General features: G+C 66.0%; 28 protein-coding genes and 1 pseudogene. 13 read left to right on the forward strand and 16 right to left on the reverse strand.

The window, feature by feature from the left end; all coding sequences use genetic code 11:
- Position 1: 1 nt before the first annotated feature.
- The 5 genes and pseudogenes from ACQY4T_RS07915 to ACQY4T_RS07935 form a co-directional block, all read right to left on the reverse strand.
- Complete coding sequence (locus ACQY4T_RS07915; protein WP_428539800.1) at positions 2-409, reverse strand: VOC family protein; 408 nt, start codon at positions 407-409, stop codon at positions 2-4.
- 17 nt (positions 410-426) lie between these two features.
- Positions 427-1,179, reverse strand: coding sequence for an SDR family NAD(P)-dependent oxidoreductase (locus tag ACQY4T_RS07920; RefSeq protein ID WP_428539803.1), 753 nt, complete (start codon positions 1,177-1,179; stop codon positions 427-429).
- Positions 1,180-1,249: 70 nt separating this feature from the next.
- Positions 1,250-1,627, reverse strand: a pseudogene (locus tag ACQY4T_RS07925) (GxxExxY protein).
- A 527-nt stretch (positions 1,628-2,154) separates the two neighbouring features.
- Positions 2,155-2,814: a glutathione S-transferase family protein gene (locus tag ACQY4T_RS07930; RefSeq protein ID WP_428539806.1), complete on the reverse strand. Its 660-nt coding sequence runs from the start codon at positions 2,812-2,814 to the stop codon at positions 2,155-2,157.
- A gap of 9 nt (positions 2,815-2,823) precedes the next feature.
- Positions 2,824-3,234 (reverse strand): rhodanese-like domain-containing protein, encoded by a 411-nt coding sequence (locus tag ACQY4T_RS07935; RefSeq protein ID WP_428539809.1) that lies wholly within the window; start codon positions 3,232-3,234, stop codon positions 2,824-2,826.
- 31 nt (positions 3,235-3,265) lie between these two features.
- On the opposite strand from ACQY4T_RS07935, the gene ACQY4T_RS07940 reads away from it, so the two are divergent.
- Positions 3,266-4,285: a cysteine synthase A gene (locus ACQY4T_RS07940; RefSeq protein WP_428539812.1), complete on the forward strand. Its 1,020-nt coding sequence runs from the start codon at positions 3,266-3,268 to the stop codon at positions 4,283-4,285.
- A 9-nt stretch (positions 4,286-4,294) separates the two neighbouring features.
- Here the strand turns inward: ACQY4T_RS07940 and ACQY4T_RS07945 are convergent, their stop codons facing one another.
- The 5 genes from ACQY4T_RS07945 to ACQY4T_RS07965 form a co-directional block, all read right to left on the reverse strand.
- On the reverse strand, positions 4,295-5,563 hold the full coding sequence (locus ACQY4T_RS07945; protein ID WP_428539815.1) for a pentapeptide repeat-containing protein: 1,269 nt from the start codon (positions 5,561-5,563) through the stop codon (positions 4,295-4,297).
- Positions 5,564-5,833: 270 nt separating this feature from the next.
- Positions 5,834-6,979 (reverse strand): acyltransferase family protein, encoded by a 1,146-nt coding sequence (locus ACQY4T_RS07950; protein ID WP_428539818.1) that lies wholly within the window; start codon positions 6,977-6,979, stop codon positions 5,834-5,836.
- 3 nt (positions 6,980-6,982) lie between these two features.
- Complete coding sequence (locus tag ACQY4T_RS07955; protein WP_428539821.1) at positions 6,983-8,317, reverse strand: ATP-binding protein; 1,335 nt, start codon at positions 8,315-8,317, stop codon at positions 6,983-6,985.
- A 1-nt stretch (position 8,318) separates the two neighbouring features.
- A complete protein-coding gene (locus ACQY4T_RS07960; protein ID WP_428539824.1) occupies positions 8,319-9,020 on the reverse strand; it encodes a response regulator in 702 nt (233 codons plus the stop codon).
- Positions 9,021-9,024: 4 nt separating this feature from the next.
- Positions 9,025-9,564: a MarR family winged helix-turn-helix transcriptional regulator gene (locus tag ACQY4T_RS07965; RefSeq protein ID WP_428539827.1), complete on the reverse strand. Its 540-nt coding sequence runs from the start codon at positions 9,562-9,564 to the stop codon at positions 9,025-9,027.
- A gap of 102 nt (positions 9,565-9,666) precedes the next feature.
- Between ACQY4T_RS07965 and ACQY4T_RS07970 the strand changes: the two genes are divergently transcribed.
- Both ACQY4T_RS07970 and ACQY4T_RS07975 read left to right on the forward strand, forming a co-directional pair.
- Positions 9,667-10,566 carry a branched-chain amino acid aminotransferase gene (locus tag ACQY4T_RS07970; protein ID WP_428539830.1) on the forward strand — a complete coding sequence of 300 codons (900 nt, stop codon included), beginning with the start codon at positions 9,667-9,669 and terminating at the stop codon, positions 10,564-10,566.
- Between the two features lie 518 nt (positions 10,567-11,084).
- Positions 11,085-12,380, forward strand: a complete 1,296-nt coding sequence (locus tag ACQY4T_RS07975) for a flavin monoamine oxidase family protein (RefSeq protein WP_428539833.1) — start codon at positions 11,085-11,087, stop codon at positions 12,378-12,380.
- Positions 12,381-12,446: 66 nt separating this feature from the next.
- Here ACQY4T_RS07975 and vapC read toward each other — a convergent pair whose 3' ends face one another.
- Complete coding sequence (vapC, locus tag ACQY4T_RS07980) at positions 12,447-12,839, reverse strand: type II toxin-antitoxin system VapC family toxin (RefSeq protein ID WP_428539836.1); 393 nt, start codon at positions 12,837-12,839, stop codon at positions 12,447-12,449.
- Positions 12,836-13,036, reverse strand: coding sequence for a type II toxin-antitoxin system VapB family antitoxin (locus tag ACQY4T_RS07985; RefSeq protein WP_428539839.1), 201 nt, complete (start codon positions 13,034-13,036; stop codon positions 12,836-12,838). Before ACQY4T_RS07985 ends, vapC begins: the two co-directional genes overlap by 4 nt.
- Before the next feature lie 128 nt (positions 13,037-13,164).
- Between ACQY4T_RS07985 and ACQY4T_RS07990 the strand changes: the two genes are divergently transcribed.
- Positions 13,165-13,347, forward strand: coding sequence for a pentapeptide repeat-containing protein (locus ACQY4T_RS07990; RefSeq protein WP_428539842.1), 183 nt, complete (start codon positions 13,165-13,167; stop codon positions 13,345-13,347).
- Positions 13,348-13,364: 17 nt separating this feature from the next.
- Here ACQY4T_RS07990 and ACQY4T_RS07995 read toward each other — a convergent pair whose 3' ends face one another.
- Positions 13,365-14,225 (reverse strand): HugZ family protein, encoded by an 861-nt coding sequence (locus ACQY4T_RS07995; protein WP_428539845.1) that lies wholly within the window; start codon positions 14,223-14,225, stop codon positions 13,365-13,367.
- Between the two features lie 111 nt (positions 14,226-14,336).
- Between ACQY4T_RS07995 and ACQY4T_RS08000 the strand changes: the two genes are divergently transcribed.
- From ACQY4T_RS08000 to ACQY4T_RS08010, 3 genes are all read left to right on the forward strand, one after another.
- On the forward strand, positions 14,337-15,038 hold the full coding sequence (locus ACQY4T_RS08000) for a response regulator transcription factor (protein WP_428539848.1): 702 nt from the start codon (positions 14,337-14,339) through the stop codon (positions 15,036-15,038).
- Complete coding sequence (locus tag ACQY4T_RS08005; RefSeq protein ID WP_428539851.1) at positions 15,039-16,715, forward strand: stimulus-sensing domain-containing protein; 1,677 nt, start codon at positions 15,039-15,041, stop codon at positions 16,713-16,715.
- A 352-nt stretch (positions 16,716-17,067) separates the two neighbouring features.
- Entirely contained in the window at positions 17,068-17,520 is a 453-nt protein-coding gene (locus ACQY4T_RS08010) for a DUF6197 family protein (RefSeq protein WP_428539854.1), read from the forward strand.
- 96 nt (positions 17,521-17,616) lie between these two features.
- Here the strand turns inward: ACQY4T_RS08010 and zwf are convergent, their stop codons facing one another.
- Both zwf and ACQY4T_RS08020 read right to left on the reverse strand, forming a co-directional pair.
- Positions 17,617-19,251, reverse strand: a complete 1,635-nt coding sequence (gene zwf / locus ACQY4T_RS08015) for a glucose-6-phosphate dehydrogenase (RefSeq protein WP_428539857.1) — start codon at positions 19,249-19,251, stop codon at positions 17,617-17,619.
- A gap of 33 nt (positions 19,252-19,284) precedes the next feature.
- Positions 19,285-20,106, reverse strand: a complete 822-nt coding sequence (locus ACQY4T_RS08020; RefSeq protein ID WP_428539860.1) for an enoyl-CoA hydratase-related protein — start codon at positions 20,104-20,106, stop codon at positions 19,285-19,287.
- A gap of 126 nt (positions 20,107-20,232) precedes the next feature.
- On the opposite strand from ACQY4T_RS08020, the gene ACQY4T_RS08025 reads away from it, so the two are divergent.
- On the forward strand, positions 20,233-21,291 hold the full coding sequence (locus tag ACQY4T_RS08025) for a D-2-hydroxyacid dehydrogenase (RefSeq protein WP_428539862.1): 1,059 nt from the start codon (positions 20,233-20,235) through the stop codon (positions 21,289-21,291).
- Positions 21,292-21,366: 75 nt separating this feature from the next.
- Here ACQY4T_RS08025 and ACQY4T_RS08030 read toward each other — a convergent pair whose 3' ends face one another.
- Positions 21,367-22,377: a threonine/serine dehydratase gene (locus tag ACQY4T_RS08030; RefSeq protein WP_428542762.1), complete on the reverse strand. Its 1,011-nt coding sequence runs from the start codon at positions 22,375-22,377 to the stop codon at positions 21,367-21,369.
- A gap of 51 nt (positions 22,378-22,428) precedes the next feature.
- On the opposite strand from ACQY4T_RS08030, the gene ACQY4T_RS08035 reads away from it, so the two are divergent.
- The 5 genes from ACQY4T_RS08035 (at position 22,429) to ptsP (ending at position 26,541) form a co-directional block, all read left to right on the forward strand.
- Positions 22,429-22,863 (forward strand): HPr kinase/phosphorylase, encoded by a 435-nt coding sequence (locus ACQY4T_RS08035; protein ID WP_428539865.1) that lies wholly within the window; start codon positions 22,429-22,431, stop codon positions 22,861-22,863.
- A 25-nt stretch (positions 22,864-22,888) separates the two neighbouring features.
- Complete coding sequence (rapZ, locus tag ACQY4T_RS08040; RefSeq protein WP_428539867.1) at positions 22,889-23,872, forward strand: RNase adapter RapZ; 984 nt, start codon at positions 22,889-22,891, stop codon at positions 23,870-23,872.
- A 98-nt stretch (positions 23,873-23,970) separates the two neighbouring features.
- Positions 23,971-24,402 carry a PTS sugar transporter subunit IIA gene (locus ACQY4T_RS08045; protein ID WP_428539870.1) on the forward strand — a complete coding sequence of 144 codons (432 nt, stop codon included), beginning with the start codon at positions 23,971-23,973 and terminating at the stop codon, positions 24,400-24,402.
- Complete coding sequence (locus ACQY4T_RS08050; RefSeq protein WP_428539873.1) at positions 24,399-24,698, forward strand: HPr family phosphocarrier protein; 300 nt, start codon at positions 24,399-24,401, stop codon at positions 24,696-24,698. Before ACQY4T_RS08045 ends, ACQY4T_RS08050 begins: the two co-directional genes overlap by 4 nt.
- Positions 24,685-26,541, forward strand: a complete 1,857-nt coding sequence (ptsP, locus tag ACQY4T_RS08055; RefSeq protein WP_428539876.1) for a phosphoenolpyruvate--protein phosphotransferase — start codon at positions 24,685-24,687, stop codon at positions 26,539-26,541. Before ACQY4T_RS08050 ends, ptsP begins: the two co-directional genes overlap by 14 nt.
- Positions 26,542-26,568: the final 27 nt, after the last annotated feature.

Consider the following 26,568-nt stretch of genomic DNA (forward strand, 5'->3'; position numbering starts at 1 on the left):
CTCAGTGCCCCGCCGCGAGTTCGGCCAGTTCGATAACCACGTTGCCGGTCGCCGATGGGTCGAGAAAGATGATCTTCGACCCGGCATGGCCGATGCGCCAGGTATCGCTTTGCAGTTTGACGTTCTTGGCCTTGAGTTCGGCGATGGCGGCTTCGATGTCGTCGACCTCAAAGCAGATATGGAACAGGCCGGCGCCTTTCTCGGCGATCCATTTGCTGACCCCGGACTCCGGCCCGCGGCCTTCCAGCAGTTCGATGTAGGACTGGCCGACCGGCAGCATCGCCAGCCGGGTCTCGCCGATCTGTTCCTGGTATTCCAGTTCGAGGCCGAAGGTATCGCGCATCAGGTCGAGCGATGCCTGCATCGAGTCGACGGCGATGGCGATGTGTTCGACGCGCTTGATCTTCATCGTTGCGGTTCCGTTGTTCAGGAGATGATCACGCCGCTATCGACCGGGTAGACGTGTCCGGTCACCTTGGCGGCTTCGTCGGAGGCCAGGAACAGCGCCATGGATGCGACGTCCTCGGGTTCGATCAGCCCCACGAGATGGGACTTCGCCAACTTGTCCAGGGCGGCGTTGCGGGCGACGAGTGTCTTTACCCGGTCGGTCATGGTGGCGGACGGGGCGATGGAGTTGACGCGGACTTTCGGGGCGAATTCGACTGCCATCGAGCGGGTGATCGCCGCGACGCCGCCCTTGGCCGCAGTGTAGCAGTCGCGCCCGGGGATGCCCATCAGCGCGACGTTCGACGACATGTTGATGACCGATCCACCACCGGATTTGATGATCGCCGGTATGCCGAACCGGCAGCCGAGGAAAGTGCCGAACAGGTCAAGCTTGATCACCCGCCAGAACTCGTCCAGCGGCGCGGCGGTCACGTCGGCATCGCGCGCCGTCGAGCCGCCGGCATTGTTGTGCAGCACGTGCAGGGCGCCCCAGTGCCGCAGGGTCGTTTCGATGGTGGCCTGGATGCTGTCGGGTTCGGTGACGTCGGTGGTGACGGCGATCACGTGGCCGCCGGACTGGGTGATGAGTTGCGCGGTCTGTTCGCCCGCGGCGGCGTTCAGTTCGGCGACGACGACCCTGGCGCCTTCGCGGGCGAACAGCCTGGCGCTGGCTCTGCCGATGCCGGTTCCGGCCCCGGTGACGAGGGCGACTTTTCCGTCAAGGCGTGGCATCCGCGTTCCCCCCATTGGTCTGGGAGTCATCGTCACCCGATGGGGGCGGCGGATCAAGGGGCGGTCCGGGTCAGAGTCGGAGCCGCGTGATGTCGTCTTTCAGGGTTGGTCGGTTGAAGTTCAGCAGCAGGTCGATCTTGTGGCTACCGAGCCGAAGGTAGGTCAGCAAGTGCGCCTGGTGGATTTGGTTGGGTGGGTCGATTGCCTTCACCTCGACGACCAGGCTGTCGCCGACGACGATATCCATGGTGTAACGGGCGTTGAGTTGCGGGCCTTAGCGGATTGGAAGTTTCTTTTGGCGAACGAACGGGACGCCGGCCTGTTGGAGTTCATAGCACAAGCATTCTTCGTAGGCGCTTTCCAGCAGCCCGGGGCCTAGGTGGCGATGCACCTCGATGGCAAGGCCTATGACCGTTCTGGTTGCGTCGAGCTCTGGGGGGTCGGTCACGTGCCAGGGATGTTCATTGTGTCTTCGGGTGGATTGTGGATCTGCGAGATTAATGGGTGGTGTCGATTTCGGATACGTCGTCGGTCGTGCGCTCCGTTTCAGTGTTCGTGCGGTTTTGTTGATTTGGATTCAACACGAAGAGCATTGGGCTCGTGGTGGTTTAGCGGGGCTGTTAAGGCTTCTGTCTGTTAGGCTGAGGGTTCGGGCGAAACGCGGCTTCGAATGTTTTGCCAACGGCGGATGGTGTCACGAGGGGATTTCGGCGATCGAATGCGCTGGGCGTATCGGTTCAAAATATCGACCCCCAGAGACCCGACACGGCTCGATGCTGGATTATGTTTTCTTCGTGTCATTGTGTTTTCGTGTTGATTCGTCGCTGCGAAGATCATGAGCGGTGGAGCAATGGCACTCAGTTAAAATCGCTTGTCAGCACGCCCTGTCGAACCTGTCTGTTTGGAAGACACTAAAGCAACAGAGTTCATCACTCGCGGCACGGCCAGTCGGGGCGGTCGGTTGCTGGCTGCCGGTTACGCCGGCAGGTCGTAGCCCAGCGCGGACTCGGCTTCGAATGTCTTGCGCACCGCGGGTCTCTGCATCATGCGGTCGTGGTGCGCGCTCAAGTTAGGGAACGTCGCCGGATCGGCACCCAAGGAGCCGCGGAAGCGCCAGAATAGGCGGAACAGGTGGATGTCCGCGATCGAATATGTCCCGCCCACCGCCCAGCCGCGATCGCCCGATGCTGGATCGGCCAGTCGTTGATCGGCCAGTCGTTGATCGGCCAGTCGTTGATCAGCCAGTCGTTGATCGCCCAGGCGTTCATCGGCCAGGCGATACATCGCCCGCGCATGATCGATGCCTTGCCGGCGGGCCGGGTGCAGGCTGGATGCGATGAACGACATCCAGGATATCACCTGCGCCTCGGCCTCGATGTCGCCTGATGGAAGCAATTTTGCCTCCGTGTATCGCCGGGCCAGGTAGTACAGGATCGCGGCGACTTCGGTCAGCGCGCGGCCATCCATTACCAGTGTCGGCACCTTGCCCTCGGGGTGGAGCGCTCGGAACTCGGGCGGGTCCTGGTCGCGTTGGGTGAAGCGGATTGCGCGGCTCTCGAACGCGGCGCCGACTTCGTGCAGGGCGATGTGGACGGCCATCGAACTGGAGCCTGGAGCGTGATAGAGGATGTACATCGGCTGAGCCTATTTCTGCCGCCAGGGCAGGCCCTCGGCCTTCCAGCCGCCGGTGGCGCCACGATGGCCGAGCGCGTCGGGCGCCCCTTCGAACCCATCGGCGACGTTGAACACGTGCGGGAAGCCAGCCGCCTGGGCAGCCTGCGCCGCCGCCATGCTGCGCCCGCCGGTGCGGCAGATGAAATAGACCTTGTGATCCGAGGTCAGCCCGGCCTGTTTCAAATTGTCCTCGAAGCTGTCGTTGCGCTGCATCGTCGGATAGATCTGCCAGGGGATCAGGATGGCCTGCTTGCCCGAGGCGGTCAGTTCCGGCACACCGACGAAATTCCACTCCACGTCGGTGCGCACGTCGACCAGTTGCGCGTTGTCGTCCGATTGCAGGGCTTCCCAGGTCTGGGTTGGCGCGACATTCTCGACCATGTTGATGACTCCGCTCAGGAAAGAGGAACCGATGACCGCCTTGTATCACGGCAGCAGTTGGCAAGACGACCTGGCGCAGGCTATCGGCAATACCCCGCTGATCAAACTGCGCGGGGCTTCCGAAGCGACCGGCTGCACCATCCTCGGCAAGGCCGAGTTCATGAATCCCGGCGGGTCGGTCAAGGACCGCGCCGCCCTGGCGATCGTCACCGACGCCGAACAGCGCGGCACGCTGCGTTCGGGAGGGACCATCGTCGAGGGCACTGCCGGCAATACCGGCATCGGCCTGACCCTGGTCGGCAATGCTCGCGGCTATCGCAGCGTGATCGTGATGCCGGAAACCCAGTCGCGGGAAAAGATCGAATTCCTGCGGATGATCGGTGCCGACCTGCGGCTGGTGCCGGCCAAGCCGTATCGTGATCCGGGCAATTATGTGCATGCCTCGCGCCGCCTGGCCGAGGAGATCGCGGCCGAGACCGGCAACGCGATCTGGGCCAACCAGTTCGACAACGTTGCCAACCGGGCGGGACATCAGGCCACCACCGGGGTCGAGATATGGGAGCAGACCGGTGGCAAGGTCGACGCGTTCACTTGCTCATGCGGCACCGGCGGCACGCTGGGCGGGGTTTCGTTGGCGCTCAAGCAACGCAACCCGGCGGTCCGCATCGTGCTGGCGGACCCGTTGGGCAGCGGTCTTTATGGCTGGGTGAAGAATGGCGATCTGGCGATCGAGGGGTCGTCGATCACCGAGGGCATCGGCAATTCGCGGGTTACCGAAAACCTTGCGGGGATCGAGATCGACGACGCGGAACGCATCCCGGACGGCGAAGCGCTGGAGCAAATTTTCGATGTTCTGCTTCACGAGGGGCTGTCGGTGGGCACCTCGGCCGGAATCAACATTGCGGCGGCGATACGGGTGGCCAAGGCGATGGGGCCCGGTCATACCGTGGTGACCATCCTGTGCGACGGCGGGTCGCGCTATCAGTCGAAGTTATTCAATCCGGCGTTCCTGCGAGAGAAGGCACTGCCGGTGCCGCACTGGTTGGCATAGGCGGGGAGCCTATTCGGCCGCGCGCGGCGTGGCGCCCGGCTTGACATCGCTGTTCGCTGGGGTGAGCACGATGGCGTCGCGCAGAACCGCGTCGTCGATGCAGGCCCCGGTCAGATCGGCGGTGCGGATATCGGCCCGCCGCAGATCGGCGCCGGTCAGCCTGGCGCCGATCAGCTTGGCGCCGTAGAGGATCGCATCACTCAGATCCGCCCAGGCCAGGTCGGCGCCGCTGAGATCCGCCCAACTGAGATCGGCGCGTCGCAGATTGGCCGCCTGGAGATCCGCCGCGGTCAGATCGGCGCCATACAGGAAGGTCTGGGACAGGTTGGACCGGCCAAGCACGGCGCCGCGCAGGCTGACCCGTTCAAGCCGAGCACCGCTGAGATCGGCGCCGCCGAGTTGCGCTGCATTGAGGTCGCAATCACCAAGTCGCGCGCCGCGCAGGTCGGCTCGATGCAGGTTGGCGCCGCTGAAACGGGCTTCGAGGATCGTGGCGCCGCTGAGGTTCGCCGCATAGAGGATCGCCCCGCTAAGGTCGGCCCAACTGATCGTGGCTCCGGTCAAGTCAGCGGCTCGGACGTTGGCCTGGGTCAGGTTGGATCCGGTCAGGTTGGCGCCGGAGAGGTTCGCCCCGACCAGGTTGGCGCGACGCAGGCAGGCACGCCGCAGATCGGCCTGCGACAGATCCGCGGCGGCAAGATCGGCCTCGGTCAGGTTGGCGGCGAACAGGTCGGCGCCATGCAGCGGTGCCTGCCTCAGCGATGCCCCGGCCAGATTGGTCCGCGTCAGGTTGAGGCGTGCATCCGCGGCGATGCCGTCGGCGGCGCGTCGCCGGATGATGACGTCCAGTGCGGCGACAACGTCGGCCGATCGTTGCCAACGATACGAGCTTGGCGCCGCGGCGGCATCATGGATTGACGCTGTGGCCGCGGCGGTCGGATCCGGCCACGGCGCGCGTTGTCTGATCAACGCGGCGAGGATTTCCGTCACCGCACCGTGGTCGGGCCGGCTTTGGCGAGCGATCCGGTCCAGGGTATGGATACCGCCGAGGCAGACCGCCAGTTTGGCGCTACCGATCTGTTCGATTGCCTGGCTGAACATTTCGGTGCTGGTCGGTGCGGGGTCGGATCGGCGCGGCCGGTTGCGCCGGGGTAACCTGAGTGGCTGCTGCCGCAGTGCGCCCCAGGTCAGCAGGCCGCCGCCCAGCAGGGCGTCCACCGCCGTTAAAGTTTCGCGGTTCCGCGCATACCAATCGCACGCGAGCGCGACAAGCGACATTCAGTCACGCTTATTCCTTGCCTGGGTAGCGATCCGATGGCGCCAGGCGGCCTGGTGACGCGGCCGGCGTTCATCATTACGACTATAGCATGACGCGATGCGGCTGCAAAACAACTTCCGCGCTGGTGCTGGAATTTTGCTGGAATGGTGCGGCAGCGGATCGCGGCGCCCTTGGGCGGCAACAGGCGCCAAGTCGGCGCGGCTCGGCACTGTTCCGCTGCTTTGCCAAGCTGAGTGTCTGGCCTGGCGACGCTGACGCGCTTTTTATCGTCACCTGCTTCGAGCGTTCAAACATGCCGCCGCGCGATCATGCGGTATCCGGCGCAGCATGGTCTGTGCCGGCCGCTCGACCCAGCGGAACACGATGAACGCCGCGGCGAACACGCCGCCGAGATAGGCCAGCATGAACCAGTCGTGATAGATCAGCGGCGGCGCCGGGATGGCGAACTGGTTCAACAGCAGCATGGTGGCGAGCTGCATCGGGAAATGCAGCATGTAGCTGGCGTAGGTCAGGTTTCCCAGCGCGGTCAGCAACGTCCTGATCCGCTGCCGCCGCGGCCGGACGACGAGTTGCGCCAGCAGGATCGCGGCCGGGAACATCGCCAGGCTAGCGCCGGCGATCGCCAGCCCGTGGATTGCCACCAGGGCGGCGCAGACCGCGATCAGGCCGGCACAGCCGAGGGCGCAACGCCGACGCCAGGCCAGATCCAGCGTGCTGATCCAATCATGCAGATGACAGGTCAGCGCGCCCAGGAAGAAGAACGTTCCGGCGCCGGTGAAGGCCGGCTCGATCCCGAATATCGTCTTGGCGATCGGTGCCGCGATGGCGAAGCCGAACATCGCCATCGTGTCGGTCCGCCACCCGGCCCCGGCACGCCGGGTGATCCAGAAAAACGCCACATAGATCAGGAGTTCGGCGGAAACGCTCCAGGACGGGCCGTTGAACGATTCGCCTGACTGCCAGCCCCACCAGTTGGCGAAAGACAGGTTCATCACGAAATGCGAGGCATCGTTGAATAGATAGACGAATGTCTCGCCGAAGCGCGCGGCGTAAAGCGTCTGCAACGCGGCCACGATCAGCAGCGTCGCCAGTTGCAATGGGTAAAGCCGCGATAGGCGCAGCACCAGGAACCGGCCGAACGACAGGCGGGTTCGGCTGATCGAGGCGCGGTATTTCCAGGTCAGGATGAAGCCGGAAATGCACCAGAACAGTTGCACGCCGCTGTAGCCGTAGCTGTAGAACGGCGCCAACAGGGCGCGGAACGGCAGCCGGGTCACATCGTAGGCGGCTTCGTGGTGGCCGACGAACATGAAGTGCTGGTAGTGCCAGACCAGCACACCAACCGCGGCGAGAAAGCGCAGCAGTTCCAGGCCGATCAGGCGTCCGTCGGCCTGTGTCCGCGGATCGCCGCCCATGGGTCAGACCGGCAGCCGGATGCGCGCACGCAGGCCGCCCATCGGGCTGTCCTCCAGCACGATTTCGCCGCCATGGGCGCGCACGATATCGCGCGCGATGGTCAGGCCAAGGCCGGTGCCGCCGGACGACCCGCTCTCGAACGGGCGGAACACGCTCTCTCGTTTGTCGGCCGGGATACCGGGCCCGTCGTCATCGACCGTGACCTGGACGGACCGCCCTTGCGCCGCGGCGGCCAGCACCACGTGGCGGGCGTGGCGGCGGGCATTGTCGACCAGGTTGGTGATGGCTCGCCGCACCGCGTCGGCGCGCAGCTTCAGGGTCAACTCGGGCGGCACTTCGACCTCGAGTTCGGTCCCGGCGCGTCGCGCGCCGGCGGCAACCTCGTCGAGGATCAGCGCTAGATTGACCGATTCCGCCTGCTCGATGCCCTCGCCGCGGGCGAACGCCAGGTAGCCGCCGATCATGCGTTCCATTTCCTCCACGTCGGCGGTCATTTCGGTGATGTCGTCGCGCAGGTCCTCGGTGCGCGGCAGCATGGCCAGCGCCAGCCGCAGCCGGGTCAGCGGCGTGCGCAGGTCGTGCGAAACCCCGGCCAGCATCTCGGTCCGTTGCGCCAGGAAGCGGCGGATGCGGTCCTGCATGCGATTGAATGCGGTGGCGGCCTGGCGCACCTCCGAGGCGCCCTCGGGGCGGATCGGCGGCACGTCGCGGCCCATGCCGAATGCCTCGGCCGACCGCGCCAGGCGGCGGATGGCGCGCACCTGGTTGCGCATGAACATGGCGGCGATGGCGAACAGCAGAAGCGCCGAACCGACCAGCCAGCCGACAAACAGAAAGATGGTGCCAGTGGCTAGCCGCTTGCGCGGCGCCTTCACGTCCAGCACGCCGTCGGCCAGTTGCAGCTGGATCAGCACGGATTGCGGATCGGAGGTCCAGTCCATGGTGAACGGCACGCGAAACCGCTCGGTCAGCGCCGCGGCGAGATCATCATCTTCGGGACCCAGGATGTTGACCCGTTTCTGCGGCTGCAGTTTCGCGCCGGGCTCCAGCTTGATGTCGAGCACGAACTCGTTGCGTGCCAGTTGCAACGCCCATTCGCGTTCCGCCGGGTCCTTGAGCCGCTGCACGATATCGACGGTGTAGGAGATTTCCCCGGCGATGGCGCCGGACAGCCGGCGCGAGACCAGATTGAGATGGCTGCCGTAGAAAATCTGCAGCGCGATCGCCTGCACCACCACCAGCGGCACCAGCATGATCAGCAGGGTCCGCCCGAGCAGGCTGCGCGGCATCAGGTGCTTCAATTGCGCGGCGAACGGCAGCGGCAGCCGGGCGCGCATGTCAGCTACCGGGCTTCAGGATGTAGCCGCGGCCGCGCACGGTGTGCAGAAAGCGCGGCTCACGCGGGTCGGCCTCGATCTTGCGGCGCAGCCGGACGACCTGGACGTCGATCGCGCGTTCACCTGAGTCGTCCATGCCGAGCGCCTCGGCGATCTCTTCGCGCGACAGCACCTCGTTGGCCTTGCGCGCCAGCGCGGTCAGCAGCGCGGCTTCGCCGCCGGTCAGGCGGATCGGCCCGGTAGCGTCGCGCAGTTCGCCGCGCGCGACATCGAATTCCGCCTCACCGATGCGCACCGGCCCGGCGGACGCCTCGGCGGCTGGCGGCGGCGGCGCGCGGCGCAACAGGGCGCGGATGCGCAGCACCAGTTCACGCGGCTCGAACGGTTTGCCGAGGTAGTCGTCGGCGCCGGCCTCGAAACCGGCGATGCGATCCTCCGGTGCGCCGCGCGCGGTCAACAGCAGGATCGGCAGATCGTGCGGCTGTTCGCGGCGCAGCGACTGGGTCAGATCGAGGCCGCTTTCGCCGGGCATCATCACGTCCAGCACCATCAGGTCGGGATTGATCGCGCGTAACTGGGTGCGCGCCTCGGCGGCGTCGGCGGCGGCGGTGACCCGGAAGCCTTCATTGGTGAGGTAGCGTGCCAGGCGTTCGCGCAGCCGCGGATCATCTTCCACCACCAGGATATGGCAGTCCTCGGACATGACGTCAGGCATCCTCGGCCGGACCGGTGCCGTCCACATAGGCCCGCGCGCCCTGGTCCATCATGGCGCGCATCAGGGTGCGAAAGCCTTGCACAGCCGGCGGCCCGGCAGCGCGATAGGCCTGGGCGATGCGCTGGCGCTGGGCCTCGAACAGGCGTTGCTCCAGCGCCTGGCCTGTTTCTGTCAGGGTCAAAAGGCGCAGCCGGCGATCCTCGAACCCTGGCGCCTGGCCGACATAGCCCTGGTCGACCAGGGCGTTCAGCACGCGGGCGAGCGATTGTTTGGTGATGCGCAGGATCGCCAGCAGGTCGGAAACGGTGATCCCGGGATTGCGGCCGATGAAGTGCAGCGCGCGGTGGTGCGCCCGACCGAAACCCAGTTCCTCCAGCACCTTGTCGGCGACATTGGTGAAATCGCGGTAGGCGAAGAACAGCAGATCCTGCGCCAGACGCATTTCGGCGTCGCCGACATCGACAAGCTGGGTCGGCGGCGGCAACTTGGGTGGGGTGACGAACCGGGACTCGCGAGATTTGGCTTTGAGCATGGCTGACATCCGATTGCGAATAGGTCAGTGATGTTGACTTAATTTCGCTCTTCGTTATAAAACGCGGGCACTGCAAGCAACAAAGTTACGGAGACGGCGGCCATGACGTTGCTTCCTTTCGACGATCGCGACGGCTGGATCTGGTTGGACGGTTCATTGGTGCCCTGGCGGGACGCCCGGCTGCATGTTTTATCGCATGGCCTGCACTATGCCAGCGCGGTGTTCGAAGGCGAGCGGGCCTATGCCGGGAATATTTTTCGGCTGCGTGACCACACCGAACGCCTGATCAACTCGGGCCGTATCCTGAGCTTCGAGATTCCCTGGTCGACCGAGGCGATCGATGCCGCCTGTGCCGCGGTGCTGCAGGCCAACAACCTGACCGACGGCTATGTGCGCCCGATCGCCTGGCGCGGGTCGGAGCAGTTGGCGGTGTCGGCGACCGGCACGTCGGTGCATCTGGCGATCGGCGCCTGGCCTTGGCCGAGCTATTTCGGTGCCGAACGCATGCAGGGCATTCGCGTCGCCGAGGCGGAGTGGCGGCGGCCTCCGCTGGAGACCGCGCCGGTGCACGCCAAGGCGTCGGGGCTCTACATGATCGCATCGCTGGCCAAGGTGAAGGCGGAGCAGCAGGGGTTTGCCGATGCCCTGATGCTGGACTGGCGTGGCCTGGTGGCGGAGACGACCGGGGCGAACATTTTTTTCGTCATCGATGGCGAGCTGCACACGCCCGACCCCGACTGTTTCCTGAACGGGATCACCCGGCGCACGGTGATCAGCCTGGCGCGGCATAAGCAGATCAAGGTGGTGGAGCGGCAGATCGCGGCGGACGAACTGGGTCGGGCGACGGAAGTGTTCCTGGCGGGCACCGCGGCCGAGGTCACGGCGGTGCGTGAGATTGGTGCGCATCGGTTCACGCCGGGAGCGATCACCGAGACGTTGATGAAGGATTACGACGCCCTGGTGCTGAAATCGCCGCGGGAGGTGGCGCGGGTGGTTGCCTGATGGCCGCGGTCGTGGTTTGCCGGCCCATCGGTTTCAACCGCCAGTCCTCGTTTCGGAGCCGGTTCGCGACCGTCAAGTAGCGGTTCATCACCCGCACCGACTCTGCCAGTCCGGCCGCTGAACGCGGATGCAGACGCGTCCCCAACCTGCTGGTGGCGGCTGAAAGCGACGCAGCCAGGTCGAGTATTTCGATGCTTGCGTCGTCTAGCTGGCAAGGTTCGATCTGGGCTGGGGTTTCATCGAAGTGGCTCATGCCAATCCTTGAACTTTCGAAGTATATGAAATTTAACATAAAATTAGCCAAACTGGTCAAATTTTGCCGATCTTCGACCCGATCCATGGTCACCTGCTAACGTGTTGACAGCAAAGCTGATTTGGCCGTGACCGTGGTGCGGTGCCGTTCATGATCGCCCCGTTCGCCTCGCCGCAATGGCATTCCCGCTGCCGGTTCCCTGCTGCCCGCGACTTCCGCCGGTGAATGCCGTAACCTGGCTGCGACTGACACGAAGGAGTATCGAGTGCCCGAAACCGACGTTGTGATCATCGGGGCCGGTCTGGCCGGGCTGGGTGCGGCGGCTGCGGTGCGCGATGCCGGTGCGAGTGCCGTCGTGCTGGAGGCGTCGGGCCGAACGGGCGGACGCGCCTGGACCGATCATCCGGCGGCGTTGGACGGCGCCTGGTTCGACATGGGTGCGGTGTGGCTGCACAACGCCGAGCATAATCCGCTGGTGCCGATCGCGCAGGCTGCCGGTGACCGGCTGTTGCGCTCGGACACGATCCGCCAGGAGCGCACGTTTATCGGCGACCGCCTGGCCACCGAAGCCGAACTGGCGGCGTATTCCGACGCCGAACCGCGCTATTTCGCGGCGGCTGACGCCATCCTGGCGGAGCGGGACGATGTGTCGCTAGCCGAGGTCGCCCGGCGTCTGCCTGACGATCCATGGGCGGCGACGATCGAGGCCTGGGAAGGTTCGGTGATCTGCGCCGTCGATGCCGATCGGTTCAGTGCCCGGGACTGGCGACGCAATGCCCTGGCCGGCAGCAACCTGGTGCCGGACGGTGGGATCGGCGCGTTCGTGCGGCGGCGGCTGACGCAAGGACTCGACATCAGGTTGAACACCCCGGCGACGCGGGTTCGCTGGGGCAATCCGGGCGGCCAGGTGACGGTCGAAACCGCGCGCGGGTCGATCACCGGCGGGGCTTGTATCGTCACCGTCTCAACCGGGGTGCTGGCGTCGGAAACGCTGCGGTTCGACCCGATCCTGCCGGCCCAGGTGAGCGAGGCGGTGCATCAATTGCCGATGGGATTGGTGGTGAAGGTGGTTCTGCGTGCCGCCGGGGGCGACCGGCTGGATCTGCCGGGGCATTGTTTTGTGGATCGGATCCTGACGCGCGTCGGCGACCCGCTGATGCCGTTCCAGTGCTGGCCGTTCGGGCGCGACTACGTGCAGGGCTGGATCGGCGGGTCGACCGCCTGGGACCTGGCGAGGCAAGGCGAGCCGGCGGCGGTCGATTTCGCGCTCGGCTATCTGCGGCAGGCATTCGGTGGCCGGGTGGACCGGCTGTTCGCCGGAGGGGCGACGCTGGTGACGCATTGGGATGCCGATCCTTGGGTGCGCGGGGCTTATTGCTATGCGGTTCCGGGGGCGGCATTGGCGCGTGACGCTTTGGGCGAAGCGGTTTCGGATGGCCACCTGATGTTTGCCGGTGAGGCTTGCCATGTCGGGCTTGCCGGGACGTTGGGGGGCGCTTGGATCAGCGGACAGGCCGCGGCACGGACCGCTCTGGCGGCCACGCGGTTCGTTGGGCGGTGAGCTTTCGGGCAGGTGGCGAAGCCGCGGGGTCGCGATTACGGCTTTGACCCGGAAGGTCAACCTGGCTTAGCGAACAACCATCAGGCCTAGCTGGCTTTCCATCGGCTCGTAGTCCCGATCATCATGCAGCAGCCTGTGGCCGTGCTCGATGCAGAAGGTGCCGATCAACAGATCGATGGCTTTGCGCACCGTAAAGCCTCTCGCGCGCATCATGCGGAAGTTGCGCGCCGCATTAACGGCAATATCGGGCGAGACGATCGACCGCACGACATGCTGCCGCAGGTTGCGTTCGATGCGGGCGGCATGCGGTTCGTCACGGGCTCCCTCGGGCACCTTGGCCATGACCAGGTCGCCGACCAGCAGAGGTTCGTGCAACGACAAGTCGAGCAGTCGCATCGCGGCGGGCGTTGGTTGATTGCGCAAGGCGGCGATCCACACCGAACTGTCGACCACGATCACTGGTCGCGACTTGCCCGGTTGGCGTCCAGATCGACGTCCCAGCCCAACCCCAATATATCCTCGACAGCCCGTCTTTGGGCGGCGAGGCGCACCAATACTTGCAGACCTTGCTCCACCACCGCCCTTTTTGTCGTGGCGCCAGTGGCACGGATCGTATCGGCCATCAGCCTGTCGTCGATTTCGATGTTGGTTCGCATTTCTCTCGTTACACACAGGATGTGGTGAAAATATACACCTATAGTGTATCAGCGTCGTGTGGTTTCGGTAAGCGGGCTTTCCGCTCCTTGCGCCCATCAAACAGTGCGGCGCAACGAGGGACGCCGACTTGCGCGATTGCGACCTGTTCCAGACCGGACTGGACGGCGCCAGGCTGGACCGCGCGGATCTGACAGGTGCCGAACTCCGCGGGGTCAATCTGCTGCGGCTGGGCGGCTTTCCCGGGACGAGGATCACCGCGACCCAGCAGTTCGCGGTGCTCTCGGCGATGGGGACCGAGGACGACCCGTGAAATCGGCCGGCGACTGTTTACACGCCCCGCCGCTGCTGCGTCATTCCGACCAATTCGCGTCGCACATCGGCAGCGTCCTTGACCGGCTGGGTCCAGGCGATCCGGATCACACGCTCGGCCAGCGCCAAATCGAACCCGTCCACGTCGGCGGTGACCATCCGCCAGTCGCCCGCCTCGCCGGCGATGGCGGCCAGCGCGGCGGGGTGGTCGCGGTTGCAGTGCGACAGAATGCCGGATTCGGAGGCGAGAATGGCGGCGACCGCTTCGGCGTCCGGGGCGAGATCCGCCGCTTTCAGCCGGAACGCCCTGGCGAACCCGCCGACCAGGCTAGCCGCCGCCGGCTTGATCCGCCAAGTGGCGAAATCGGTGAAATCGGCATACAGCGACGCGTACGGATGCACCGCCAGATAGCGTGCCTTCAGTGGCGGATCGTCCACCATTTCGGCCACGCCGGTGATGCTGACGCGCGGCGTGGTCTGCGGGTTGGCGGTCGGTGCCGGCCCGCTAACCATGACAGAGCATCGCGAGTCGGCGATCAGGTGGCGGGTGTGCTCCGACAACCGCGATAGCAGCAGCAGTAGCGACCCATCCGGCATGCAGGCCGGCGTTGCCAGCGAGGCGAACGGCTGGCCCTTGGCGGTCGTCGCCAATGTCCCGCACCGCGCCGCGCGTAGCAGACAGCGTGCCTGCCAGGCGGGCGACTGTCCCGCCTGATCCGGCGCCGGCGGTGCAGCCGGCCTGCTTGCGGGCGGGCTGCTTGCGGGCGGGCTGCTTGCGGGCGGGCTGCTTGCGGGCGGGCTGGGCGGGGTCTCATCAACCGGTTCAGATGCCATGCTTTGTCCAACCCCCGTCCGTAATCCGCCACAATCGCCTGCCATAACGTGCTATCACGGCGGACATCCCCAACCCCCAGCCTGGTAAACACGATCGGCGATTGGGGACGTCCCCGAGGTACACGGTCGGGCCAACACACGATCGAGGAACACACGATGAAGCAGACCATCGCCCTGGTCGATGACGACCGCAACATCCTGACCAGCGTGTCGATGACGCTGGAGCAGGAAGGTTTCACCGTCCGCACCTTCACCGACGGCGAAAGCGCGCTGCAGGGCCTCAGCGCACGCCCGGTGGACCTCGCGGTGCTCGATATCAAGATGCCGCGCATGGATGGGATGGAGTTGCTGCAGCGGCTGCGTCAGCGCAGTTCGATGCCGGTCATTTTCCTCACCTCGAAGGACGAGGAGGTCGATGAACTGATGGGTCTGCGGCTCGGCGCTGACGACTACATCACCAAGCCGTTCAGCCAGCGCCTGCTGCTGGAGCGGATCCGCGCGCTGCTGCGCCGCAACGAGGCGGGCAAGGCCGAGGGATCGGGCGCCGCGCCCAGCGGGGTGATGACGCGGGGCGACCTGGTGCTGGATGAGACCAAGCATCAATGCACCTGGCGTGGCCACGATATCCAGTTGACAGTGACCGAATTCCTGCTGGTGAAGGCGCTCGCCGCCCGTCCCGGCATGGTCAAGAGCCGCGACCAACTGATCGACGCGGCCTATGGCGAGAACATCTACGTCGACGACCGCACCATCGACAGCCATGTCAAGCGCATCCGCAAGAAGTTCCGCACCGGGACCGAGGAGTTCAACCACATCGAAACGCTGTACGGCATCGGTTATCGCTACAAGGAGCAGTGATTGCCCGACGGCAGCCTTCTTTCCGGGCTGACCCGGGCGGCCGCTCCGGCAAGGCGGTTCCGCCAGCGCTGGGTGTCGCCGCTGCTGCGCCGCATCCTGCTGGTCAATGCGCTGCCGCTGGCGCTGCTTGTGGTGGCGCTGCTGTACCTGGACCAATACCAGAACGGGCTGCTGGAGGCGCAGGTCACCGCGTTGCGGGAGCAGGCTCGGGTGTTCGCCGGCGCGCTGGGCGAAAGCGCGGTGCGCACCACCGACCCGGACAATCCCAAACTGGTGCCGGAAGTCGCCGGTTCGCTGCTGCGTCGGCTGACCGAGCCGACGCCGGACGCCCAGGCGCGGCTGTATGCGCCGGATGGCGCGGTGCTGGCAGACTCGCGACAGCGGGAAGGCCCGGATGGCACCATGAGCACCGAACCGCTGCCGCCACCGCTGGATCACGGGGCGGTACTGCGGATCATCGGCTGGGTCTATGACCGGGTGCTGGGGCTTTTGCCGCATACCGCGCCGACGACGCTGGTGGATACCACGCCCTCGGCCGGTGGACCCGACTGGCAGCCGAACGTGAAGGAGGAATTGCGGCTCAACAGCGCCGGCAACAGCAACGAGACCGCGCCCTACATCCGCCGCACCAAGGACAATCGCCTGCTGGTCACCGTCGCGGTGCCGGTCGAGCGGGACAAGCATACGGTCGGCATCATCTCGCTGACGCGGGAGGCGCGCGAGGTGGACGAAAGCCTGTTCACCGTCCGGATGTCGATCCTGGCGCTGTTCGGCCTGGCGCTGGGGCTGACGGTACTGCTGTCATGGTACCTGTCGCTGACCATCGCGCGCCCGATCCTGCGCCTGGCGGAGGCGGCGTCCGACATGCGCGAGGGGCTTGGGCGGTCGGGCAGCGTGCCGCCGTCGCTGCTGCGCCGGCGTGACGAGGTCGGCGCGCTGGCCTCGGCGCTGTCGGCGTCGTCCGCCGCGCTGTGGGAGCGGATGGATGCCACCGAACGCTTCGCCGCCGATGTCGCGCACGAGATCAAGAATCCGCTGTCGTCGATCCGCAGCGCGATCGAGACCCTGCGCCGGATCGAGGACCCAAGCCGGCAGCGGCAACTGCTGACCATCATCGCGCAGGACGTGGTGCGGCTCGACCGGCTGATCAGCGAGGTGTCGGACGCCTCGCGGCTGGATGCGGAACTGTCGCGGGTGACCGTCGCGCCGGTCGATGTGGTGCCGATCCTGCATACCTTGCTGGAACTGGATGAGGCGACCCGCGATCAGGACAACGACCCGAAGCTGGAGATCGTGGCACCGCCCAACGGGGCCAAGGTCTGGGCGGTGGAGGATCGGTTGGTGCAGGTGTTGCGCAATCTGATCGGCAACGCCCAATCGTTCAGTCCGCCGCGTGGGCGCATCGTGGTGCGGGTTCGCGAGGTCGGCGACATGACGGAACTGTGCGTCGACGACGACGGTCCCGGGATTCCCGACGCCAACCTGGAGCACATTTTCGATCGTTTCTACTCGGAGCGGCCGAAGGGCGAGTGCTTCGGCCAGCACTCCGGCCTAGGGCTGTCGATCAGCCGGCAGATCGTCGAGGCACTGCACGGCCAGATTTCGGTGGAAAACCGGCGCGACGAAGTCGGCCGGGTGCTGGGGGCCCGGTTCATCGTAAGGTTACCAAAGGTTTAGCTTTCGGATGACAAGGCGCCGGCGGCCCGGGGGCTCAACGGGTTGCCGGAGCGCGACAAACGACCGTCATTGCCGGGGCCAGGCAGAACTTGACGAGGGCGACACTAGGCAGACGGGGTAGAATCGCGAATCTTCATTCCAAACAACGGGTTAGACGATCCGAACTGGACTGTATCGCGGCGTTTGCCACAGCCGCGGCGGTTGCTGAACCGGAGTGCCGGCGGGTGCCGACGGTTCGACATCGGCACAGGGCCGGCACCGTCATGGTTTTCAGCCAAATTATCGTGCGGTGTGAACATACCGCCATGAGTCGTGCTTAATATGATGCACCCGGCAACGAGGGGAGGCATCCATGCCGTTTGATGGACTTGGTTATGTTTCGACGACGACTACCACGACCACTACAAAATCCCCGCTTTGGACGCGCCTGATTCAATTTGCCCTAGGCGCACCTCCGGTCACGAAGTCAATCCCCCTGCACGCGTTCCAGCCGATCCCCCCCGGTCAGCCGGATGCCGTGACACTTCAGGTCTTGACAATTGGCCGGGCACTGATCGAGGACCGCAAGGATTGGGTTCAGCGGCGCTATGAAACCCGCGACGGCCGCCGCTGCGCGGTTGGAGCATTGCGCGGCGCCGCCAGACTCATGAACCTGCACGGACCGCAGCCCGGAGCCAATACCATCCTGCTGTCGGTTGCCATGAGCCGAGGCTTCAACGACATCGAGAGCATGAACGATAACTCCAGTCATCGTCAGGTTATCTCGGCGTTCGATGAAGCGATTGTGCGGGCGCGCCAGTCCTAGGGTTCGAGTCCTCGGCTAGCGTATCCGCTTCGACTTTCTAGCCTGGCTATCCGAGCACGAAAGGATCGTGCGCGGATTGCCGGGATACGTCCGAGCTCAGGCAGAGATGCCTTTGTCCTCGACGGGTCGCCACACTCTGCCAGTGCGCTGTAACAAGGCGTCGGCTGGACCGTCGCTGCCGGACGCGTAGTTCGGAAAGTTTGCCGGCGGTTGGCTTGACCAGTTGTCCAGCACGTCACCGACCACCCGCCAGGTCTCCTCAACCATGTCGGCGCGGTTGAACAGGGTCTGGTCTCCTGTCATGACATCATAGATAAGAGTCTCGTAGCCAATGTTCGGCTCCCTTGGGAACCAGTCGGCATAGCTGAACGCCATCCTCACCGCGGCAAGGTCAACCACCGGACCGGGCCGCTTCACCTCGAACTGCAACGCGATGCCCTCGTCCGGCTGGATTTTCAGCAACAGCCAATTGCATGGTATCGAGGCGACGTCGGTTGCCTCGAACGGTGCGTACGGCGCCGGCTTAAAGCGGATGGCGATTTCCGACATGCGCCGGGACATGTGCTTGCCGGTGCGCAGATAGAACGGCACCCCGGCCCAGCGCCAGTTGTCGATCGCCAGTTGCACCGCGACATAGGTTTCGGTAGCGGAATCCGGCGCCACATCGTGTTCCTGTCGGTAGCCGGCAACGCCGCCGGGGCCGGGACCATACTGGCCGCGCACCGCATCTTCCGGCGCCACCGTGCGCAACGCCGCGAACACGTCTTCCTTGCGGCTGCGCACCGCATTGGCGTCGAACCCGCCGGGCGGTTCCATTGCCACCATCGCCAGCAACTGGAAGACATGGTTGGGGATCATGTCGCGCAGCGCGCCGGTCTTCTCGTAGAATCCGCCGCGGGTTTCCACCCCGACGGTTTCGGCCACCGTGATCTGCACGTGGTCGATCCGGTCGCGGTTCCACAGCGGTTCGAACATGCCATTGGCGAAGCGCAGCGCCATGATGTTCTGCACCGTCTCCTTGCCCAGGAAATGATCGATCCGGTAGATCTGGTGCTCCTCGGCGCAGCGCAGGACGCTGGTGTTCAGCGACCGGGCGGAGGCCTGGTCGTGGCCGAACGGCTTCTCGATCACCACTCGGCGCCAGCGTTCCGAGGTCTTGCCGTCCTGGTCCCAGTTCTCCTCGAATAATCCGGCGTTGCCGAGGTGGGTGACGACCGGACCGAAGAAGCGGTCGGCGATCGCCAGGTAGAACAGGCAGTTTCCGCCGGTGTCGGACGAGCGGTCAAGCTGCTGCTTCAGTTTCCGGTAGGTGGCCTCGTCGGTCAGGTCGCCGCGAATATAGGCAATGCGCCCGGTCAGGCGCTGCCAGGTGGCCTCGTCCACCTTGTCGATGCGGCTTTCACTGGCGGCCTTGCCGACGAAGCTCTGCATCATGTTGTGCAGGCTGTCGCGCCATTTGCCGGCATCGAGGTCGGCGAGATCGACGCCGATCAACTCGAACCGTTCGGGCAGCAGGCCGGTGGTGGCCAGGTTGTAGAGTGCCGGGACCAGCAACCGCTTGGTGAGGTCGCCGCCGGCGCCGAAGATGACCATGGCGCAGGGGCCGGGCGGCTTGGGCGCGCGACGCGGCGGGGCGTGGATGACTTCGGCCGCCGGTGGGGCCGCCGGTGGGGCCGCCGCTGGGGCCGCCGCTGGGGTTCCGGCCGGGGCCGTCGGTTGGGTATCTGGCATGGGTTGCAGATAGACCGGCCCGACCTGGAAGGACTACACTTTGGAGTGAGTGGCTGGGGGGTGAGCAGTCGGATACCAGGACGGTTTCCGCTTTTCGCGGAATGCGCTGGTGCCTTCGCGGCCTTCCGGCGAATGGCGCTGGGTCCAGCCTTCGTGCGCGAGCATGGCGATCTGGCGCTCATCCAGCAACAGGTCGTTGGCGCCAAGGAAGCTGCGCTTGGTCATGGCGATCGCATTCGGTCCACCGAGCAGGATTGCGTCGAGCAGGTGGGCGAGCTTGGCCTCGGTCTCGGCCTCGGGGACGACTTCGTGGATCAGGCCGATGCGTTCGGCCTCGCGCGCGTCGAAGCGTTCCCCGGTCAGCGCGTAGCGGCGGGTGTGGCGCAGTCCGATGGCGTTGATCATGTGGGTGGAGATCGGGGTCGGGGCGACGCCGACGCGGATTTCGGTGATGCCGAACTGCGCATCGGGGGTGGCGAAGGCCACATCGACGCAGCAGACGATGCCGACGCCGCCGCCGAAGCAGGCGCCGTGCACCAGCGCGATGGTGGGTTTGGGGAACTCGTTCAGCAGTTGCATGGCGCGGGTGGTGGCGATCGAGGCGGCGTAGTTCTCGGCCGGCGGATAGGCGGCGACCTCGCCCAGCCAGTTGATGTCGGCGCCGGCCTGGAAGTGCTTGCCGGCGCCGCGGATCACCAGGCAGCGCACCGCCGGGTCGGCGGCGAGGTCGGTCAGGCCGCCGATCAGCGCGTCGAGCAAGCCGGCGTTGTAGGCGTTGCCGACCGCGGGACGGTTCAGCCTGGCGGTGGCGACGCCGCGCGCGTCGGTCGATAGCAGTACGGGCGGTTCGGTCATGGTGGCTCCCCTGGTGGGCTGCAATCCTGGCGGGCGGTCTTGACGGCGGCGCCGAGAGTGCCCGACCTGATATCGAACACAAGGGCGCCGCGGCGCCTGACCGCAACGCACCGAGAGGCGAGGCCGATGCCCGAGCTCAACATCCTGACCCTGATGCGGGTCAGCACCCAACAGCGCAGCCGGATCGAGGCGGTCGATGCGTCGGTGCGGCTGACCGATGCCGGCGGCTGGTTCGACGGCGAATATCGCGCCACCTGGCCGGACTTCACCGCGCAACGCTATCTGGCGCCGGACGCGACCGGTAAGGGTAGCCGCGAGGATCGCGACCGCCTGCTGGCCGAAGCCGACATCATCCTCGGCGGCTGGCCGTTCCCGCTCGATCTGCGGGCCCGGGCACCGCGGTTGAAATGGTTCCATCAACGCCCGGCCGGGGCAAGCAATCTGCTGCGCGGCGATTTGTGGGGCAGCGACGTGATCGTCACCACATCCCGCGGGTCGGCCAGCTCGCTGGCGATCGCGCAATACGCGCTGGCGGCGACGCTGCATCTGGCCAACGGCCTGAACCGCGCCGCCGTTGATAGAGAGGCGGGCCGGTTCGATTCGAGGTCGTATCGGCCGATCCTGCTGGATGGCAAGACCGTCTGCGTCGTCGGCGCCGGCGGCATCGGCCAGCAGGTCGGCCGGCTATGCGCCGCGCTGGGCATGCGCGTGGTCGGCACCCGCCGCCATGCCGCCCCGGAACAGGCGGCCCCGCCCGGGTTCAGCGAAATCGCTGCCGCCGGCGAGCTCGATCGGTTGCTGCCGGAAAGCGATGTCGTCGCGATCTGCTGCCAGTGGACACCGGAGACCGACCGGCTGTTCGACCAGGATCGTTTCGCCGTGATGAAGCCCGGCGCTATTCTGGTCAATGTCGCGCGGGGCGAGATCATCGACGAGGCGGCGCTCGCCGACGCGCTGGGTTGCAATCACCTGCGCGGCGCGGCGCTCGATGTCTATGTCGGTGAATTCGAGCGGCCGCCGATGGCGCGGCTTTGGGCCGATCCGCGGGTGCTGATCACGCCGCACGTTTCCGGCGCCAGCGACCAGGACCGGCATGGCGGCATCGAGCTGTTCTGTGACAACCTGCAGGCTTGGCTCAGCGGCCGGCCGATGCGCAACGTGATCGACTGGTCGCGCGGCTACTGAGCCGTTCGCGGTAGCGGCGAAGAGCAGCTACTGAGCCGTTGGCGGTGGCGGCAACGATGAGAGGGCCATGCCGGGTCAGGACGGGCCCGGGTCAGGACGGGGCCGGGGCCGGGCCGCGACACATTGGAGGCTTGAACCGCTATCGACGAGCTTCGCCGGATCGGTGTTGGCGCCGCAGATCACGACCCCGACCCTAGCGGCGGGTGGCGGTTGGAACCGCCCGGACAACAGTGCCGCGGCGGCGGTCGCGCCGCCGGGTTCGACGATCAGACGGAACTGGTCCCACAGCAGGCGCTGCGCCGCCAGGATCGCCGAGTCGGAAACCAGCACGGTCTGGCTGACGAAGCGCTGGGCGATCGGGAACATCAGCGCGCCGACCTGCCTGGCGCCAAGACTGTCCGCCGCCAGGCCGCCGGCTGGGGCGTTCACCGGCTGACCCGCGCGCAACGCCTGGTGCAGGGCGGGGCAGCCCTCCGGCTCGACACTGATGACCAAGACGCTGCCGCGGTACCAGGCGGCGATGCCACCGATCAGGCCACCGCCGCCGGCCGCGACCAGGATATGGGTCAGGTCCGGAACGGCTTGCTCGAACTCCCGCCCCAGCGTCCCCTGCCCTGCCAAAACGTCGGTATGATCATAGGCGTGCACCTCCAACGCGCCGGTCTCGGCCTGGCGGCGATGCGAAGCCTGCAGCGCGTCGGCATAGCTGTCGCCACCCTGCACGACGGTGGCGCCGTAGCTGCCGATGCGCGCAACCTTGGCTGCGGGGGTGGTTGCCGGGACGAAGATCTCCGCCCTTACCCCGAGGCTGCGCGCTGCGTAGGCGACCGCTGCCCCATGATTGCCGCCGGACGCCGCGATCACGCCGGCGCCCCCAGGCGACGTCGAAAGCAGCCGGTTGAACGCGCCGCGCGGCTTGAAGCTGCCGGTGTGCTGCAGCAGTTCCAGCTTCAGATCGACCGGCGCATCGCCGCCGAGATCGGCCCGCAGCACCGGTGTGTGCCGGATGTAGGGGGCGATTCGCGCCGCCGCGGCGATGATCGATCCTCGATCGGGCATGGTGTCGAAGCTGGCACACGGGCACATTCGCGGCAAGCCACTTCCATTTGCCGCATGATGCGTTCAGAGTGCTGGCTTATGCGTAATCAGCGGCGTCTGCACGGAAGCTGTATCTCACGCGACGGCCAGGCGATTTTGCTACTGGGTCCGCCGGGATGCGGCAAATCCGACCTTGTGCTGCGGCTTATATCGCGCGGTTTCGAATTGGTGGCTGACGACCAGGTGGACCTCGCCGACGGCGTTGCGTCCTGCCCCGGCGCGTTGGCCGGTTTGCTGGAGGTGCGCGGGCTAGGGATCGTGCGCCTGCCGTACCGTGCGCACGCCCGGCTGGCGCTGGTGGTCGAACTCGATGGCCACGGCGATCGGCTACCGATGCCCAACTCGCACCCGGCGTTCGGCGTGCCCGTCTTGCATCTCGACGCCGCGTCCGCCTCGGCCGCGGACAAGTTGACCCTGGCGCTGGACTGCGCGCTTGGCCGGGTCAGCCAGGTGGCCGGAGCGTTTGCCGCGTGATCGCCGGTCTTCCGAGTCACGCGGCATGAGCGCGATGGCGGTGGTTATCGTCACCGGCCTGTCCGGCGGCGGCAAGGCCTCGATCCTGCGCGCGCTGGAGGATGTCGGCTACGAGGCGGTGGACAACCCGCCACTGACCATGCTGGAGGAAATGGTCGCCAGAAGCGAGCACCAGTTGGCGGTCGGCATCGACGCGCGCACCCGCGGCTTCGACGCCGGGGATGTGCTGGACAGCATTGCCCGCCTCGGCAGCAATTCCGAGCGGCGCATCCAGTTGGTGTATGCCTGGGCCGACGACAAGACGCTGCTGCGGCGCTTTACCGAGACCCGACGCCGTCATCCGCTGGCGCCCCGCGGCGTCGTGGCCGACGGCATCGCGGCGGAGCTTGCGCTGACCGAACCGCTGCGGGCGCGGGCCGATCTGGTGGTGGACACCTCGGGTCTGCCGATCGCCAGCCTACGCCGCTTGATCGAGCGGCATTTTGGCGCCGGAGTCGATCCAGCCCAGTTGGCGGTGTCGCTGATTTCCTTTGCCTATCCCAAGGGGCTGCCGCGCGAAGCAGATCTGGTATTCGACGCACGCTTCCTGCGCAATCCGCACTACGATCCCATATTACGATCCAAGACGGGTTTGGATGCGGACGTCGGCGCCTACATCGAGGCCGATGGTGACTTCGCGAAGTTTTTTGCCTGCATTACCGAACTTGTGGACCTCGTCTTGCCGAGATTCGTGCAAGAAGGAAAAAAATACGCTACTATCACGATTGGGTGTACAGGCGGCCGTCATCGATCGGTTCATCTGATTGAAAAACTAGCGAATCATCTCACCTCGCGTGCCGAAAGCTGTTCCGCCGACCCGGCAAGACTACTCGCCTGGGGGGTGTTCATCACCCACCGGGAACTGACACGGGACGGGCAGGCGGGTGCCGTACTGATGGACCGCCCTGTTGCGCGCCGGGACGAATCCGACTTAGACAAGTCAGCGCAAGGTTTGGCGGTTCAGGCGTAGGAGGCCTGATACAACACGATGGGCACATCGAACGCTAACGGATTTGCTCGCCCGTCTGCGGTCCGGAACATCGCGGTCTGGGACTTCACGGTCCGATCATGATCGGGATGGTTCTGGTAACGCATGGGCGACTGGCCGACGAATTACGCTCCGCGATGGAGCATGTGGTCGGCTCCCAGCACAACGTCGATACGGTCTGCATCGGACCGGAGGACGACATGGACAACCGGCGCGCCGAAATCGACGCCTGTATAAAGCGGTGCGACACTGGAGAAGGTGTCGTATTGCTTACAGATATGTTCGGCGGCACGCCCTGCAACCTTGCGATCTCGATGATGGAGCGAAAAGGAGTTGAGGTGATCGCCGGGGTCAATCTGCCGATGCTGGTCAAGCTGGCCAAGGTCCGCTCGAAACAGCCGTTGGCCGATGCCGTCAACTGCGCCGAGGACGCCGGACGCAAATACATCGCCGCCGCGTCTCATGTGCTGCACGGCTGCAAGGTGAATGGAACCGGCGGTCGCTGCGAATGACCGCCGCGCCGGTTTCCGGTTCCCCAGTGCTGTCGCGGGTCGTCACGATCTGCAACAAGCGCGGGCTGCACGCCCGTGCCGCAGCGCGGTTCGTGACCGTGGCTGAGCAGTTCAGTGCGTCGATCGATGTGGTGAAGGACGGTCAGGAAATTTCGGCCCAATCGATCATGGGCCTGATGATGCTGGGCGCCTCACGCGGGTGCGAGATCGAGTTGCGAGCCCGAGGCTGGGATGCCAAGGAAGCGCTAGACGCTTTGGCCGCCCTGGTCGAGGCCGGCTTCGATGAACAGGATTGACCCACCACCGCCACAGCACCAGCGACTGGCCCGCTCCGCCCTCGCTGCCCCCGAAATCCGTTCCGAGAGGATGTTCCACGGCATAGCGGTGTCGGCCGGGGTGGCGATCGGGCCGGTGTTCGGCACCACCGAACCGGAAGCGGTCATCACCCGCCAGAAAATCCATGCCTCCGATACCGGCGCCGAAAGCGCCAGACTGGATGCCGCGATTGCGCAATCGCAAAAGCAATTAGCGAAACTCCGCGCTCGGCTGGCGGTTTTGCCCGAGGAAAGCCAGGCCGAGATCGCCCCGCTGATCGACGCCTACATCCGGATGCTGGGACCCTCGCGGCTGGTGCGTGGCGTGCGCCAGCGGATTCAAGAGACCTTGCTGTCGGCCGAATCGGCGGTGATGAAGGAAGCCGCGGCGATCGGTGATGCGATCATGGCGCAAGCCGAACCCAGCCTGTCGGCCGAGGATCTGGCGGGGTTGCGGCGGCGCTCCGACGAGATCCGGGAGATCGCCCGGCGCCTGGTGCGCAACCTGACGCGGTCCCCGTTCCGCAGTTTTGCCGGTTTGCCGGAAGGCTCCATTCTTGTGGCCGAGGCGTTGCGGCCGGCGGATGCCGCGCTGCTGGATCCGTCTCGGCTGGCGGCCGTGGTCACCGAAGAGGGCGGCGCGGACGGGCACACCGCGGTGATGCTGCGCGCACTTGGCGTGCCGGCGGTGCTGGGCGTGGCCGGACTGGCGCATGCCGCGGAGCCGGGCGATATCGCAGTGGTGGATGGGATCGTCGGCACGGTGGTGCTCAATCCCGCGCCGCTGACGCTGACGGCGGCCCGCAAGGCGGTGACGGCGTTCGCGCGGGAACGCCAGCGCTATTCCCGGCTGCGGCGGCTGCCGGCGGTCACGCTAGATGGCACCGCGATCGAGCTGCAGGCCAATCTTGAGCTGCCGGTCGAACTGCCGCTGATCGTGCAGGCCGGGGCGGTCGGCATTGGTCTGCTGCGAACCGAATTCCTGTTCATGAACCGCGAGACCATTCCCGACGAGGCCACTCAGACCGAAAGCTACCGCACCATCGTCGAGGCGATGCATGGCGATCCGGTCACCATTCGGGTGCTGGATTGGGGGGGCGAGAAGGAGATCGAGGCGCTCAACATGGCCGGCGTGGTACCCGAGATCGCCGATACAAACCCGGCCCTGGGGTTGCGCGGCATCCGGCTGCTGTTGCGCCAGCCACAATTGCTGGAAACCCAATTCGCGGCGATCCTGCGGGCGTCCATGGCAGGACCGGTGCGGGTGCTGTTGCCGATGGTGACCACTGTCGGCGAGGTTCGGGCGACGCGGGAAATCTATGAGCGGGTGGCGCGGCGGTTGCGCCGGCGGGGCGAGCGGATCCCGGAAAAGCTGCCGCCCCTTGGCATCATGATCGAGACACCGGGGGCGGCACTGTCGGCCGACGCGCTGGCGCTGGAGGCTGACTTCTTCTCGATCGGGACCAATGATCTGACCGCCTACACGCTGGCGGTGGATCGCGCCGAGAGTGTCGTCGCCATGCTGTACGATCCGACGCATCCCGCAGTGCTGCGGCTGGTGCAATTCGCCACGGAGGCGGCGCTGCGCATGCGTATGCCGGTGGCGATCTGCGGTGAACTGGCGGCGTCGCCGAAATTGACTCCGTTGCTGCTGGGGCTCGGGGTGCGGTCGCTGAGCATGAACGCCTCGGCGGTGCCGAAGGTGAAGCAGATGATCCGGTCGGTGCAGATCGACGCCTGCGTGCGGTTTGCCCGGCGGGTGATGGAGCAGGGCGACACGGAGCGCATCCGGGCGATGGTGGACGGTTTCGGCCGCGGCGACTAAAGCGTTATCGGTTCAACCTGAACCGCT

The organism is Rhodopila sp. (assembly GCF_965277825.1).
GTDB lineage: Bacteria > Pseudomonadota > Alphaproteobacteria > Acetobacterales > Acetobacteraceae > Rhodopila.

Bases quoted from the DNA above. Each gene is read 5' to 3' on its own strand.
- ACQY4T_RS07940 (WP_428539812.1), top strand. From the start codon at position 3,266: ATGACCGCCTTGTATCACGGCAGCAGTTGGCAAGACGACCTGGCGCAG.
- ACQY4T_RS07960 (WP_428539824.1), bottom strand. From the start codon at position 9,020: ATGTCCGAGGACTGCCATATCCTGGTGGTGGAAGATGATCCGCGGCTG.
- ACQY4T_RS07985 (WP_428539839.1), bottom strand. From the start codon at position 13,036: ATGCGAACCAACATCGAAATCGACGACAGGCTGATGGCCGATACGATC.
- ptsP (WP_428539876.1), top strand. From the start codon at position 24,685: ATGAACAGGATTGACCCACCACCGCCACAGCACCAGCGACTGGCCCGC.
- ACQY4T_RS08025 (WP_428539862.1), top strand. From the start codon at position 20,233: ATGCCCGAGCTCAACATCCTGACCCTGATGCGGGTCAGCACCCAACAG.
- ACQY4T_RS07920 (WP_428539803.1), bottom strand. From the start codon at position 1,179: ATGCCACGCCTTGACGGAAAAGTCGCCCTCGTCACCGGGGCCGGAACC.
- ACQY4T_RS07970 (WP_428539830.1), top strand. From the start codon at position 9,667: ATGACGTTGCTTCCTTTCGACGATCGCGACGGCTGGATCTGGTTGGAC.
- ACQY4T_RS07965 (WP_428539827.1), bottom strand. From the start codon at position 9,564: ATGCTCAAAGCCAAATCTCGCGAGTCCCGGTTCGTCACCCCACCCAAG.
- ACQY4T_RS07930 (WP_428539806.1), bottom strand. From the start codon at position 2,814: ATGTACATCCTCTATCACGCTCCAGGCTCCAGTTCGATGGCCGTCCAC.
- rapZ (WP_428539867.1), top strand. From the start codon at position 22,889: ATGAGCGCGATGGCGGTGGTTATCGTCACCGGCCTGTCCGGCGGCGGC.
- ACQY4T_RS08010 (WP_428539854.1), top strand. From the start codon at position 17,068: ATGCCGTTTGATGGACTTGGTTATGTTTCGACGACGACTACCACGACC.
- ACQY4T_RS08020 (WP_428539860.1), bottom strand. From the start codon at position 20,106: ATGACCGAACCGCCCGTACTGCTATCGACCGACGCGCGCGGCGTCGCC.
- ACQY4T_RS08035 (WP_428539865.1), top strand. From the start codon at position 22,429: ATGCGTAATCAGCGGCGTCTGCACGGAAGCTGTATCTCACGCGACGGC.
- ACQY4T_RS07950 (WP_428539818.1), bottom strand. From the start codon at position 6,979: ATGGGCGGCGATCCGCGGACACAGGCCGACGGACGCCTGATCGGCCTG.
- ACQY4T_RS08000 (WP_428539848.1), top strand. From the start codon at position 14,337: ATGAAGCAGACCATCGCCCTGGTCGATGACGACCGCAACATCCTGACC.
- zwf (WP_428539857.1), bottom strand. From the start codon at position 19,251: ATGCCAGATACCCAACCGACGGCCCCGGCCGGAACCCCAGCGGCGGCC.
- ACQY4T_RS08050 (WP_428539873.1), top strand. From the start codon at position 24,399: ATGACCGCCGCGCCGGTTTCCGGTTCCCCAGTGCTGTCGCGGGTCGTC.
- ACQY4T_RS07955 (WP_428539821.1), bottom strand. From the start codon at position 8,317: ATGCGCGCCCGGCTGCCGCTGCCGTTCGCCGCGCAATTGAAGCACCTG.
- ACQY4T_RS08030 (WP_428542762.1), bottom strand. From the start codon at position 22,377: ATGTGCCCGTGTGCCAGCTTCGACACCATGCCCGATCGAGGATCGATC.
- ACQY4T_RS07995 (WP_428539845.1), bottom strand. From the start codon at position 14,225: ATGGCAGGCGATTGTGGCGGATTACGGACGGGGGTTGGACAAAGCATG.
- ACQY4T_RS07935 (WP_428539809.1), bottom strand. From the start codon at position 3,234: ATGGTCGAGAATGTCGCGCCAACCCAGACCTGGGAAGCCCTGCAATCG.
- ACQY4T_RS07945 (WP_428539815.1), bottom strand. From the start codon at position 5,563: ATGTCGCTTGTCGCGCTCGCGTGCGATTGGTATGCGCGGAACCGCGAA.
- ACQY4T_RS07915 (WP_428539800.1), bottom strand. From the start codon at position 409: ATGAAGATCAAGCGCGTCGAACACATCGCCATCGCCGTCGACTCGATG.
- ACQY4T_RS08045 (WP_428539870.1), top strand. From the start codon at position 23,971: ATGATCGGGATGGTTCTGGTAACGCATGGGCGACTGGCCGACGAATTA.